Below are 14,068 nucleotides of genomic sequence, written 5' to 3'. Positions count from 1 at the left end.
AGAAAACATAAGTAAGCTACCGATGACTCATTTGGGAAAATGAGGAACTAAAGATGAACAATGACGTTCAAGTAATATCGAAAGAATTAAGAAATACATTTCCAAGTAATCTTGGAACATACGAAAGGATTGGACCTCATACATGGAAATGGGCGTTGTTATTTGCCTATTTTGCGATGGTGGTCGATGGCATTGATATTATGCTGCTGTCTTATAGCTTGACCAGTTTAAAGGCAGAGTTTGGTTTAAGTACCTTTCAAGCGGGTGCATTAGGCAGTGCTTCCTTGGCAGGTATGGGGATTGGCGGTATTTTGGGTGGCTGGGCATGTGACAAGTTTGGCCGTGTACGAACCATTGCCAACTCGGTGACTTTCTTTTCTGTAGCGACTTGTTTGTTAGGCTTTACGCAAAGCTTCGAGCAATTTATGGCTCTACGTTTTATAGGTGCTTTAGGAATCGGAGCACTCTATATGGCCTGTAATACCTTAATGGCTGAATATGTGCCAACCACTTACCGTACAACGGTCTTGGGCACGTTACAGACGGGCCAGACTGTAGGTTATATTGCTGCAACGTTATTAGCTGGCGCAATTATTCCAGATCATGGCTGGCGCGTTTTATTCTTCCTGACCGTAGTACCTGCTTTCGTTAATATTTTTCTACAACGATTTGTGCCAGAGCCAAAATCTTGGCAGCTCACCAAAATTGAAAGCTTGCAAGGCAATAGACAACCTAAAGAAATGGTGGTGGCTGAAAAGCCGAAAAGTGGCAGTATTTATAAGCAAATTTTTAATAACTTTAAGCACCGCAAGATGTTTTTGTTGTGGATGACCACAGCATTCTTCTTGCAGTTCGGTTATTACGGCATTAACAACTGGATGCCAAGTTATTTAGAAACAGAAGTGCATATGAACTTTAAAAACTTAACCAGTTATATGGTGGGTTCATATACTGCAATGATTTTAGGCAAAATTTTAGCGGGTTATCTTGCTGATAAATTTAACCGCCGTGCTGTTTTTGTGTTTGGAACAATAGCCAGCGCCGTGTTCTTGCCAATCATTATTTTCTTCAATACTCCTGACAATATTTTGTATTTATTGATCACCTTTGGCTTCTTATATGGCATTCCATATGGTGTGAACGCGACTTATATGGCTGAAAGTTTTTCAACCGATGTGCGCGGAACAGCCATTGGCGGTGCTTATAACATTGGTCGTGTCGGGGCCGCTATTGCACCAGCCACGATTGGTTTCTTAGCATCGGGCGGGACGTTTACCATGGCCTTTATTGTGATGGGCGCTGCGTATTTTGTTGCGGGTGTATTGCCAGGCTTATTTATTAAAGATCGTCAGTACGATCCACAAAGACAATCATAAACAATGACAGGAAGGTGCTCTAAGTACCTTCTAAAAAGATAAGGGTATCGTTATGGGTGCATTACAAGGAATTCGGGTTTTAGATTTAAGTCGTGTGCTTGCGGGGCCATGGTGTGGGCAAATCTTGGCAGACCTTGGCGCGGAAGTGATTAAAATTGAACGTCCTCGAGTCGGTGATGACACACGTATGTGGGGCCCACCATGGATGCTCGATCAAGACGGAAACATGACTCGTGAATCTGGCTATTTTCAGTGTACCAACCGCAATAAATATTCGGTTGCAGTGGACATAACCACACCCGAAGGTCAGGCCTTAATTTATGAAATTGCCAAGACTGCCGATGTCGTGATTGAAAATTATAAGACAGGGTCTTTGGCTAAATATGGTTTGGACTACGCGTCATTAAGTGAGTTGAACCCGAACATTGTTTATTGCTCGATTACCGGTTTTGGGCAAGATGGCCCACGTGCAGAAGAACCCGGTTATGATTTTATTATTCAGGGTATGTCTGGCTTAATGAGCATTACTGGCGAGCCTGATGATGTGGCAGGTGGTGGTGCGCAAAAGGTTGGTGTGGCTGTGGTAGATATTCAAACTGGATTGTATTCCACCATTGCCATTCAAGCGGCACTGATTGCACGCTCACACACAGGACGCGGTCAGTATATTGATATGTCACTCCTTGATGTGCAGGTCGCGGCACTGGCAAATCAGGGAATGAATTATTTAGCTTCAGGTAAAGCGCCACAACGCATGGGTAATCAACACCCAAGTATTGTGCCGTATCAAACTTTTAAGGCTAAAGATAAAGAATTTATTATTGCTTGTGGCAACGACAAACAGTTTAAAGATTTGTGTATTGCGATTAATTATCCAGAGTTGCTCGAAAATGATAAGTTTGTGCGTAACCAAGAACGCGTAAAATATCGAAATGAACTGATACCTTTATTGTCCGAGCACTTTTTGCAGAAAACTGCTAAAGAATGGGTTGATATGATTCATGCGTTAAAAGTACCAGTAGGTGTTATCAACTCTATTGAAGATGCTTTAGCTGAACCACAAATTGTACATCGCAACTTGGTGGTGAACATTCCTCATCGTTTAAATGAAAACTTCCAAACCATTGGCTCACCAATCAAACTGTCTGATACTCCCGTTGAATATCATCATGCACCGCCAGAGCTAGGTGAGCATACTGCTCGAATCTTATCGAGATTTAAAACAGCAGAAGAACTTACTGCATTAAAAGAGAAGGGTATTATTGATGGGAAAATTGCTTAAGCTATTACCGTTTTCAATATGTCCATTCAATTATCATTGTAGTTGAATATAAAAAACCGCTTTTATAGCGGTTTTTTATTAGGAAGTTTTTCTAATCTTAAACATTATGACTTCTTCGAAATACGCTCTTCGATGGCAAATTTGAGTAAAGAAGCACTGCGGTAAAAACCATGTGCGAACTTTCCAAATGGCATGGTAATGAAGAATGTCATGACCGTAGCTAAATGGAAAATCAGTAAAAGTGCCATGTAAGGGGTATTGCGAAATGCCATGAGTGCTAACCCTGAAGCGCTAACGATAAGTAGAAGGAAAATAAAGCCTCGATCTACAGGTTTTTGCTCACGGTCACCATGTAATGGGTGACGTTTAAGATTTAAATAGAGCAAGCCCGATGGTCCAATCACTAAGCCAATCCCACCCAAAGTACCCAAAATCACAGGCAAGCTAAAGATAGGGTAAGGCGCATGTAGGTCAAGAAAATAGTGATATAAAGTCGCTACACCTGTAGCTGCAAAGCAAAGCATAAAGCCATAAAACGTCAGGTGATGGAACACACGGCGGATTTGTGTATAACGGTCATCTTGTTCATTACAGCCTTTACCATGACCGCCATCTAAATATTTAAGTGTTAATACATTTTGAGTGGCTTGAACCAGATCTGGTTTCTCAACTTTGCCATGAATGACTTTAGAGGTTTGTCGCCAGAATTTGCTAACTCCAATGCCGAGTAAAACAATTGCAACTGTAAAGGTCGCTCCAAACAATAGTGCTAAAAAGTTATGCGGGAAAATCGCATAAAAATTACCTTGATAGCCTGCAAACAGGTCGGTGCCTTTCCACCACACTACAGCTAACATGCAAAAAAAAGAAAATAAGTGTTAACGTCGAAACAAAAGGAATACCTACAGACTTATAAAGTCGACCTAAAGGCTGAGGTGTAGCAAATTCTTGATAAGTTTCTAAACGTACTTGTGCCATCGCTTTTGGAATATTTACACCAAACTCGTGTGGTGGAGCATATTGGCAAGCATGTAAACATGCACCACAGTTATGGCAGAGGTTTGCCATGTAATGAATATCGGCTTGGTTAAACTCAAGACGTTTGGTCATAGCCGCAAAAACAGCACAAAATGACTCACAGTAACGGCAAGCATTACAAATCTGTAGCACTCTTTGGACTTCTTGCTCGTGGTCTGAGAGCTGAACAACTGGAATTAGGGCTTTGGTACTAGCATTCATGTTCAACTCCTTGTGAAAGTGCATAGTGGGCGGCATTTTTTCCGGCAATGCGTCCAAAGGTTGTGCCGATCGACATACCAACGCCTGCGGTATAACCCTGACCGAGTACGTTACCTGCCATCATTTCACCTGCGACAAATAGGTTATGGCTTGGTTTATTGTTAAAACGTACCGCAGCATCGTCTTCAACTTTTAAACCTAAATAGGTAAAGGTAATGCCGGGTTTAAGGGCATAGGCATAGAAGGGTGGTTGATCGAGAGGAACAGCCCAATGAGTTTTGTTGGGAACAATATTTTCGGTGGTGCAGTCATCTAAAACGGTATGGTTAAAGGTGCCTTGCACACAGGCTTGATTAAATTCTTCTACGGTATGGCATAAGGTTTTTGCATCCAGCCCGATTTTTTCGGCTAACTCTTGAATGCTATTTGCTTTTACACCTGCAAACACAGGGGGCATAAAGCGACCAATGGCTTTTGAGTCGATAATCGAATAGGCAATTTGCTGTGGCTGTTTGGCAACAAGACGGCCCCAAATCGCATAACGTTTTGGCCAGAAGTCTTCGCCTTCATCGTAAAAACGTTCGGCTTTGTTATTGACTACGATCCCCAAAGAAACGCAGTCAATACGGGTGCAGATGCCGCCGTCATATAATGGTGCGCGTGCATCTACAGCGACACAATGTGATTGTGATGGGTCACCAATAATATCGGCGCCTTGATCTATCATAAATTTGAGTAAGTTGCCTTGATTAAAGCGGGTACCTCGAATAATAAAATTATCGGCAGGCCATTCGCCGTTTTCATTTTGCCCCCATGCTTCTCTTAACCATTCGAGATTTGACTCAAAACCGCCTGCGGCCAATACACAGCTTTTTGCTTTAAACACACGGCCATCTTCAGCAATTGCAGCTTCAAAATGTCCTTGGTTTAACTTTAGATCTTTAATTTTTGTGTTATATAAAATTTCGATACCAAGTTCTTGGGCGCTACGGTAATACGCATTAATAAGGGCTTTACCGCCACCCATAAAAAAGGCATTGGTACGTGCAACATGCAAAGCACCCGATAGCGGCGGCTGAAAATTCACACCATGTTTACGCATCCAGTCACGACAAGTCGCCGTGCTACGAATGACGAGGCGGGCTAAGTGTTCATTGGTTTTGCCCGCAGTCACTTTAAGTAAGTCTTGCCAATATTCTTCTTCGGGATAGGCATCGACCAATACGTCTTGAGGAGCATCATGCATGCAGCGAAGGTTACGAGTGTGTTGTGAGTTACCACCACGCCATTCTTTAGGTGCTGCTTCTATTACCAGCACAGAAGCGCCACTTTCTCTTGCCGTGAGCGCGGCACACAGTGCGGCATTCCCACCACCAATCACAATTACATCATGCATGGATTTCTCCCTTTCTCAGCTAGGGCTAATGTAGCTTCAAAAGGGAAGATGAAGTGAGAGGCTAGGCTTGAATGGGTGTTTAGTAAAAATAAACACTAATGGCTTAAGTGTTTATGAGTTCCGCACCGGGCCAGCGCTTTTCATTAATCAAGTTTGCTACACAGGCACGAATCACCACTTTCGTGGCTAAGGTGGCAGGCGAGAGTTCTTCTTCAGAGAGACTAATTAAATAATTAATACGTTCAATGGCAGGTTCTACAACGCGTAGCAAACATAAGTCTTGCCGCGAGTTTAACGATGCACCCGCAGGTTGAATGGTTGCCATTTCGAGTTGGCTTATACTTTCCATTAACAAATGCAGCCCATCAATTTCATAGGCCACTTTAAGTTGGTGAATTTTCTGTTCGAGCAATAAACGCAGTCCATGTCGTTGGCTCGGTAAAATCAGGGGAAGTTCTTTAAGCTGTAAATGAGTAATGGTCTGAGTGTCGATACAGCTTTCAAGATGGTACTGACTCAGCACTTCTTTAGGCGAGATTAAAAAAATTTGCTCTTTGACTAAAGGTTGTATGGCCCACTGTGGGTCGACATCGTCACTAAAGATGATAGCCACATCGAGCTGCCTTGCATTAACTAAAGCTTTGAGATCACCCGATAACCCTTCGATTAAACGGACTTTAATGTCGGGATAACGGTTTCTCATGAGTTTTAAAAAGTGCGTGCCAATAACCGATGCGACACTTGGCGAAAAACCGACGGTGACATGACCACTTAAACGTGAAGAGTGTGCAGAATCTACAGCATGGTCTAAGTGCCTAAGCGCCAGTTGAACTTGTTGAAAAAAAGCTAAACCCGCAGGGGTGGGAACCGTACCCAAAGCAGTACGTTGTAAAAGGCGAATAGAAAGCTCGCTTTCTAATTTTGAGATTTGCTGACTTAATGCAGACGTTCCAATATCGAGATTTTTTGCAGCTTTACCCAAGCTTCCTGACTCGATCACTGCAATAAAATACTTTAATTGTTTAAGTTCCACGGCAAATTCTACTTTGACCTTTGTTAATTATTCTACACTGGTTTATTGCTCTACATTTTGTTCTATTGCTTTGAGTAAACCGTTCAAAGAGTAAAGGCAACATCCTCTCAAAATGCTGCCTTTTAGAGCTTTTATTGTTTAACCTGCTCAAGACCCTGTTCTTCAATAATTTGTGTTGCTTGAGGCGATTTCACAAATTGAATAAGTTCTTTTGCGACTTTTGCATGTTCCGAGTTTTTACCAATACCAGCAGCAAACACGGTAACCTTTTGGTAAGGCGCAGGGATTGGACCAACTAACTCAACTTGACCATATTTGCCGGTAAAAGGTTTGATTTCACTAATTTGCTGGAAACCAATATCAAACTGGCCTTCGGCAATACGTTTTGCAACGCGGTCACCTACCACTTTTTCTGCTTTACTCGAAATTACTTTGTATTCGACAGGTGGAAAGCTTGGGAAAACATCTTTTTCAAGATGCGTACCACTCGCACTTGCTGAATAGCCTATGTGCTTGGCATTTAATAAAACTTTTTCAAATTTTGCCGCAGAGCTAATGTCTGGCTTTGGTGCACCTTTAGGCACAGCCATGCCAATGCTTGAATTTACTAAAGCACTTTGTGAATTTGGGTCTACATAACCCTTTTCTGCGAGTTTGCTTAGTTCAGGAGCAGCCAAAACTACCACGTCAAAACGTTCACCACGATCAAGACGGTTTGGAATTGCAGTCGGTGATTCACCCATTGATGAACCAGATGAGAGGTGAACCGTGTGACCAGTTTGCTTTTCAAATATTGGAATGAGTTTTTCCATAGATGAATAGAAACCGCCTGAGCTAATTACTTCGAGCGTATCTGCATTGGCAAATGTAGATCCTAAGCCTGCACCAGCTAGGCAAATGGTTATGAAGATAGGGGACTTTTTCATGGTGCCTCACTTGAATTGCAAGAAAGCACAGTACGGAGATTTAAGGTCTGCCGTACTGTTTATTAAAATTTCAGGTTAAGGAATGAGTTGTTTTAAGCGCTAACCTTTGCAGGTTCAGCAATTGCGTCAGGATCTTTCTGTTTAGAACCACGACATAAATACAAGCTTGAGATGAGACTACATACCGCAGCGAGCATGAGCCAGAACGCTGGTGTGCTTGCATTACCTGTATTTTCGACAAGGAAGGTACAAGCCATTGGAGTCATACCACCAAAAATCGCGGCTGCAAGACTAAATGCTAAAGAGAAGCCAACGGTACGTACACGTTTTGGCATCACTTCGGCAAGCGTTGCGACCATAGTGCCGTTGTACATACCAAAGAAGAACGAGAAGTAAGCAAGGGTAATAAGTAGGTTTGAGAAGCTAATGTCGCTCACCAACCAGCTTAAAACCGGATAGCTGGTAAAGATCGCAAGTGTAGTAATACCCACTAATACTGGACGACGACCAATTTTGTCTGAAAGCAAACCACCCATTGGCAACCAGAAGAAATTTGACAAACCTACAAACACGGTTGCTAACAGGCTATCTGTTACCGACATTTCTAAAGTACGTTTCGCATACACCGTGGTATAAACCGTAATAAAGTAGAATGTGGTGGTGGTCATCGCACTCATCATCATGCCGGCAAGTACAATGCGCCAGTTGCTTACAAGTGTGCTGAAAATTTCTTTTGAAGATGGATGAGTTTTTTGCGCTTTAAAGTCTTCTGTTTCCTCTAAAGTACGACGGAACAAGAAGATTAAAGGAATGATTAAACAGCCAATTAAGAACGGAATACGCCAGCCCCATTCACCCACTTGAGCATGAGTTAAAATGGTGTTGAGCCAATAACCAAGTAAGGCCGCAAACACAACCGCAATTTGTTGGCTACCAGACTGCCAGCTAGTAATAAAGCCACGGTTTTTATCGGTTGCAATTTCAGCGAGATAAATTGAAACACCGCCAGATTCAACGCCTGCCGAGAAGCCTTGTAATAGACGCCCAATCACCACCAAAATTGGCGCGATAATACCAATGGTTTCATAACCCGGCACAAAGGTAATTAAGATGGTTCCAATTGCCATAAGACTTAAAGTGACAATCAAACCCTTACGGCGACCGACTTTGTCGACATAGGCACCCAAGAAAATAGCGCCGAGAGGACGCATAAGAAAACCCGCAGCAAATACGGTAAATGTCATCATTAAAGAGACATATTCATTATCAGAATGGAAAAACTTTGCTGCGATATAGGTGGCATAGAAACCAAAAAGAAAAAAATCGTACTGTTCTAAAAAGTTGCCACTCGTTACATTTAATATTTTTTTAAAAGTAGCCCTACGGTTATTAACGACATCCATTGGAGACCTCCTTGGCCTAACAAAATGGAAACATTCACGATCTTCAAGGATTGGACGTAAACTGATTCAATCAATAAACCTAAATAGGAAATGGGTTAGAGATGAGATTTAAAGGTGTCCTTCGTAGAAAATGTGATACCTTGTTTCCAGTTCAAACTACACATCTATGTTTCGATAAACAGAAAACCACTTATCATTCGAAGGAAAATGTAATCTTAAAAAGCAGGAGGGAGTGAGAGGAGAAAATTAATTAGGTATTTAGAAAAATTAATGACCCTTTATAAAATAATTTCAGAACATGGCCAAATCTGGTTTTGAATCAACTCTTTCACACATGCCTTAATGGCTGACTTGGCAGCAAGTGCAGCAGGTGATAATTCTTCTTCGGCAAGACTCACCAAATAGTTAATTCGTTCAACTTCCGGGTCGACAACCTTAAGCAATTGCAGCTTGTGTTTATACTCTTGCAGGCAAGCACTTCCGGGCCTCACACTTGCAAGGTCAAGATGAATCAGGCTGTCCATAAGCAAATGCAAGCCATCAATTTCATAGACGACATTGAGCTGTCCAATCTTGTGCTCAAGCAGTTTCCTTAAGCTATGGCGTTGACGTGGCAACACTAAAGGAATATCGCCAATTTGCTGCGACTGAATAATTCTACTTTTAATACATTCGCTAAGTCCGTATTTTTCGAGCACTTCTTTGCGTGCCATTAAATACATTTGCTCGCGTACCAAAGGCTGAATTGACCACTGTTTATCAATTTCATTGGTAAAAATAATGGCAATATCAAGCTGACGCGAATTAATCGACTGAATCAGGTTCCCCGACAGCGTTTCTACAATCTCTAAACGAATGTCTGGGTAACGTTCAGACATTAGCTTCATTAAAGGGATGCCAATTAAAGCAGTAATGGTCGGTGGAAAACCAAGGCTGACATGACCTGAAAGCCGTGCTGAATGTGCAGCATCTATGGCGAAGTTCACTTGACGCAAAATAAGTTGCGAGTGCTTTAAAAAGGCAAGGCCAGCAGGGGTTGGGGTTACACCAAAAGCATTACGCTGTAATAAGCGAATGCTTAACTCTTGTTCGAGCTTACTAATTTGCTGACTAATCGCCGAAGCACCCACATCGAGTTTTTGGGCAGCTTTTCCAATACTGCCTGATTCAACGACCGTCAAAAAATACTTTATTTGCTTGATTTCCATAATAAATATATTCGCTCATCATCCTTGATTTATAGAGATATGAAGGATTGGGAAATCTATCATGCGTTTTAATATTAACAGCAATATATAAAAAAGTTTCTTAAAAATTAAACGGCTCTACTGAAACTTAGTAAAAAGCAGAACTACACCCGACACACAAAAAATAGAGCTTATTCCAAATCTTAATTTATTTCCTGAGCTGGAGGACTCTTAATGAGAAAAGGGATTTTGTTAATTATTTTACTTTTAGTTGGTTGTACTGCTAATACAATAAACACAAATGTCGAGGTTGGCATTTGTGTTAGAGCATTATAAAAAGCCGCTTAAAGCGGCTTTTAATAGTATTCAAAGGCTTCCTTTGAGAAAATTAACTTAAGTCGAATTTCTGCATACATATTTTCATCAGTATTAAAATTTGCAAGTAAGCCATATTTATTAACTTTTTCTCCTAAATTGGGATAGATCATTGCTAAAAATGCTATACACATAATTTCATCGTGAGTCATATACATTCTAAGAAGTTGTATAGATTCACTCATATACTCTTTAGCTGCATTGTCTTCAATGTAATGGATTAGATCATTTATATAATTAATGTATAAGGTTCTCTCAAAAGGGGATCCCCATTGGTCATAAAAAGATAAATAAGTATTTACCACTTCATCTAATATATGCTCTCTATATTTTTCTTGATTAGTATCATCCATACCTTCTAAAATGATATTTTCAATAGTATTCAAAAACTTATGGGAAAATAAATTAAGAATAGCGTTTCCACTCAGATCTCTATATTTCATTGATTCTATTCTTCTATTTTTTTCTTGGAGTAAATTAAAAAAATTCTCATTAAAATGCTGTTGTTTTGCATCTTTAATTTGTTGTTTTAAAAGTTTTGCTTGCTGGTTAGTAATTTTTCTTTGCTGCTTAGCAATTTTATTGCTGCGTTTAATTTCTCTTCTTTGCTCTTTAATTTCATTTCTTTGTGCCTTTAACTCATCACCTTGTAGGTATAAAGAAAGAATAAGAAAAACAAAGGCTAAACCACTAAAAAGAGTGTTTAATGCACCATAACTATCGCCATAAGTTCCGTATTTCTCACCAATTTTTTGGGCATGAGTTTCGAAGTCAAATGGCTTAAAATGAATATCCGTTGTAGGTCTTAAGGGTACTTGTATCGGAGTATTGTATTTATCTATCCAATTTAATATGAAAGGGAAATATGCCCATAATAAAATCAGACCCAAAAGAAGTGAAAAGAAAAGAAAGATTTTGAAGTAAGACCATAATTTTTTATTTTTTGACTTTTTACCCATAATGATTGCCATGTAAACTTTTGTATCATAAAAATATGATATCAAATTTAAACTGGCCCAATCATATAAAAAAGCCGCTTAAAGCGGCTTTATAGTGATATTACATGGGTAATCAAAAATTTCTGGATTTTCCTTTTTCAGAGTTTCCCGCCATTTCGGTTGTTTTTCTTGAATCCATTTATTTAAATCTGGCTCCTGCTCAATACTATGCTTTACAGATTTTATATAAACTGGATTCGTAACAAATTTACCCATTAAACATAAAGTATTTAATGGAATAGGTTTTACAGTTTTTTCAAGTTTAAATTCTGCACTTGCTTGGTCATCATATCTTTTTAATAAGCCCAGCTTAAATAAAGCATCATCATACAATTGTTTAGTTAAAGCTGACGGGGCCTCTTTTTGAGCTAAAGCATAAGTACCCGCATCAAGATTAAAAACCGTAGGTAAAAATCTAGCTTGGATATCTAATTCTTCTTCTGGTGTTGGTTTCGCGCTACAACCTGTAGTTAAAAAGGGTAAAAGGCAAATTACTAAATATTTCTTCATTCTAGAAAATTCCTTCGATTTCATCTGGATATAATCCTTGTGCAGCTAAGGTTTTTAACATAGTTGGGTTATAGTCTTGGTTAAAGTTCTGTTGATACATCTTTCTGTTAATTTGGGTACCATGACCATTTCTGCGCGAAATCATATGTGCTCCAGTCATAATGTCATCAACCCTCAAATCATCAATAGCTCCTTTAAGACCGACTAAATCTTCAATGGCAAATGATGTACCAAATCTAGTTGTAAAAGCGTTACTTTGGAAGACTGCCATTAAAACAGCTGCATCTTTTTGATAATGTTTTCTTAAGTAATTTTGGAATTTGACATACATCCCAGTGTGAAAACCTGTTGAAAGTAAAACGTCTTCATTTAATTTGGCAATGTCATACTCCATACCAAATCGTACTGCTAATAAAAACTCTAATTTATTTCTTCTTTCTACATATTCCCATTGCTGTGCAGACATCATAAATGTATAGGGCATTGCTATTGGGCGGTCAAATTGGAAATAACAGAAAGGCTTGGGTACATTACAGCTTTCGACTTTTGATGGGTATCCCTCCCAAGCTTTGCTATTTGGTGGAATATTTTTAGTAATTGGTTGATTACCCATAATTCTTACTCCAGCGGTGGCATTGGTTCTGATAAGTCTAGAGTTTCGATTTTGACTTGTTCAGGCTTAACACCTGTTACAGCAAGCTCAGTTTTTCCAGCTCTATTAGTTTTCCCTTGAATTTTTTCGCCCGATGGTAGCGTTAGCTCGTATGGAAAGTCTGTTAATGGTTTACCTGTTTTCGGATCATTAAATTGGAAAACAACGCTATTTTCTTTTTCTGTATTTTGAACAAAATTATCGTTTGTCGTAGAGCTTCCAGATCCGCTTGAACTACCTTGATCACGCACCCACAAACTTTGACTTGGTAAGAATGTTGCACCGCAGCTGGCTTTGTCACCAGCCACAATAATTGCTCGGCCATTAATAACGACAAGTGGGCTACTTGATAGGGCTGTAACCATGACTTTACATTTAGGGCAGAAATGAGTCATACCCTCAACATGAGCTGCTTTACCATCAATTAAATATGTACTATCACCAGTACTAACTATCCCACCGTGATCGGTAGTATTGCCAATAACTATTGCTGGTTTCATATTAACTCCCTATATAATATTCTTCTGAAAATACGGTCTCATATACTTCTTCATAATTAAAACTTGCTAACGCTTTAATTCTATTTAAAAGTTTGTTTTTAACTAAAATTTTACGTAAATCTTCATTGTTAAAAGCAACCAGTGAAATAGAATATAATTCTTTATTTGAATAGTCTGAAATGAAAACGGATAATGCTATACTTTTATCTTCTGTAGTTATTCCTTTGAAATTATTAATAAAATTCACCATGTAAATAAAGTGTTCAATATATTGGGAACTGCATAAATAGAAATAAGGTGCGACTAATAAATTATTTGATTGTATTTGTTTATTAATATCTTTAATTACTTCATCACTATGTTTATAAACTTCTCGGTTATTATGACTATATGCATTATAAATGTTGTAAGTGTTTGAATAAACATGGTAAAAAATACTATTGTCTAATGGTCTCATTGAATAGTTCATTGGAAGATTATCTGCTTCCTTATAATATTCCTGCTTTCTACTCATTAAGGGATAAATAATATTATAAAAGTTTTGAAGTATAGCTTCATTGATTTGTTGTTCTAATAAATCTGCCTGCTGCTCAGTTATTTTTCTTTGTGATTCTGCAATCTCATTAGCTTTGCTTATCTCATCTCTTTGAGCGATTAGTTCTTTTCTTTGTTCGACGAGCTCTTTTCTTTGCATAAATAAAGAAATTAGTAAAAGCGCAAAGGCCCATCCACTAAATAATGTATTTAAAGAACCATAACTGTCACCAAAAGAACCAAATTTATCGCCTATTTTTTCTAAACCTTCCGATTTAATACTTGACATATTAATCTGATTGGTAAATCTAATATTAATCCATTGTAAAAAATCTGGAAAGTAATACCAAACTAAAAAGATTATAATTAGTGCGGCTATAACACCTATAAGTTCTATCAAATCTCTATTTTCTTGATTCTCTTCTTTTTCAGATTTATTAGCCATCTTCTACCTTACAAAACATTTATATTTTATATAGAGAATATAAATTCTACTAAATATAGTTTTGTATCTTGACATAACAGCGCACCCTCGGCAATGTGGAGAAGCACGGCAAAATCGGTGGCAGATGTGGAAGTCTGTTTAATTCAAAAGAGAGTATAAAATATCTGCTCTAAATCGGCTTTTTTACCTAAAAGGTCTGATCGACTATATTT

At 39.0% G+C, this 14,068-nt stretch carries 12 protein-coding genes and 1 pseudogene; 2 read left to right on the top strand and 11 right to left on the bottom strand.

Annotation, left to right across the window (positions count from 1 at the left end; translation table 11 throughout):
• Nucleotides 1-53: 53 nt before the first annotated feature.
• Nucleotides 54-1,376, top strand: a complete 1,323-nt coding sequence (locus NQ782_RS15785) for an MFS transporter (RefSeq protein ID WP_031959527.1) — start codon at nucleotides 54-56, stop codon at nucleotides 1,374-1,376.
• A gap of 52 nt (nucleotides 1,377-1,428) precedes the next feature.
• Nucleotides 1,429-2,658, top strand: a complete 1,230-nt coding sequence (locus tag NQ782_RS15780; protein WP_057094002.1) for a CaiB/BaiF CoA-transferase family protein — start codon at nucleotides 1,429-1,431, stop codon at nucleotides 2,656-2,658.
• Nucleotides 2,659-2,762: 104 nt separating this feature from the next.
• Here NQ782_RS15780 and tcuB read toward each other — a convergent pair.
• From tcuB to NQ782_RS15725, 11 genes and pseudogenes are all read right to left on the bottom strand, one after another.
• A pseudogene (gene tcuB, locus NQ782_RS15775) lies at nucleotides 2,763-3,897 on the bottom strand (tricarballylate utilization 4Fe-4S protein TcuB).
• A complete protein-coding gene (gene tcuA, locus NQ782_RS15770) occupies nucleotides 3,887-5,293 on the bottom strand; it encodes an FAD-dependent tricarballylate dehydrogenase TcuA (protein WP_000543975.1) in 1,407 nt (468 codons plus the stop codon). Before tcuA ends, tcuB begins: the two are co-directional and overlap by 11 nt.
• A 103-nt stretch (nucleotides 5,294-5,396) precedes the next feature.
• On the bottom strand, nucleotides 5,397-6,326 hold the full coding sequence (locus NQ782_RS15765) for a LysR substrate-binding domain-containing protein (protein ID WP_057094006.1): 930 nt from the start codon (nucleotides 6,324-6,326) through the stop codon (nucleotides 5,397-5,399).
• 131 nt (nucleotides 6,327-6,457) lie between these two features.
• On the bottom strand, nucleotides 6,458-7,252 hold the full coding sequence (locus NQ782_RS15760) for a substrate-binding domain-containing protein (protein WP_000749500.1): 795 nt from the start codon (nucleotides 7,250-7,252) through the stop codon (nucleotides 6,458-6,460).
• 92 nt (nucleotides 7,253-7,344) lie between these two features.
• Complete coding sequence (locus NQ782_RS15755; RefSeq protein ID WP_000383636.1) at nucleotides 7,345-8,655, bottom strand: MFS transporter; 1,311 nt, start codon at nucleotides 8,653-8,655, stop codon at nucleotides 7,345-7,347.
• A gap of 278 nt (nucleotides 8,656-8,933) precedes the next feature.
• Nucleotides 8,934-9,863 (bottom strand): LysR family transcriptional regulator, encoded by a 930-nt coding sequence (locus NQ782_RS15750; protein ID WP_057094009.1) that lies wholly within the window; start codon nucleotides 9,861-9,863, stop codon nucleotides 8,934-8,936.
• Between the two features lie 335 nt (nucleotides 9,864-10,198).
• Entirely contained in the window at nucleotides 10,199-11,176 is a 978-nt protein-coding gene (locus NQ782_RS15745) for a hypothetical protein (protein ID WP_057094010.1), read from the bottom strand.
• Between the two features lie 78 nt (nucleotides 11,177-11,254).
• Entirely contained in the window at nucleotides 11,255-11,725 is a 471-nt protein-coding gene (locus tag NQ782_RS15740) for a hypothetical protein (protein WP_057094012.1), read from the bottom strand.
• Between the two features lies 1 nt (nucleotide 11,726).
• Nucleotides 11,727-12,338 (bottom strand): hypothetical protein, encoded by a 612-nt coding sequence (locus NQ782_RS15735; RefSeq protein ID WP_031966861.1) that lies wholly within the window; start codon nucleotides 12,336-12,338, stop codon nucleotides 11,727-11,729.
• A gap of 5 nt (nucleotides 12,339-12,343) precedes the next feature.
• Nucleotides 12,344-12,877 carry a PAAR domain-containing protein gene (locus NQ782_RS15730; protein ID WP_031966862.1) on the bottom strand — a complete coding sequence of 178 codons (534 nt, stop codon included), beginning with the start codon at nucleotides 12,875-12,877 and terminating at the stop codon, nucleotides 12,344-12,346.
• A gap of 1 nt (nucleotide 12,878) precedes the next feature.
• Nucleotides 12,879-13,856, bottom strand: coding sequence for a hypothetical protein (locus NQ782_RS15725; RefSeq protein ID WP_213033908.1), 978 nt, complete (start codon nucleotides 13,854-13,856; stop codon nucleotides 12,879-12,881).
• Nucleotides 13,857-14,068: the final 212 nt, after the last annotated feature.

Source organism: Acinetobacter sp. BD54 (genome assembly GCF_044778325.1).
Classification (GTDB): domain Bacteria; phylum Pseudomonadota; class Gammaproteobacteria; order Pseudomonadales; family Moraxellaceae; genus Acinetobacter; species Acinetobacter baumannii.
This window is presented reverse-complemented; position numbering and strand designations above follow the sequence as displayed.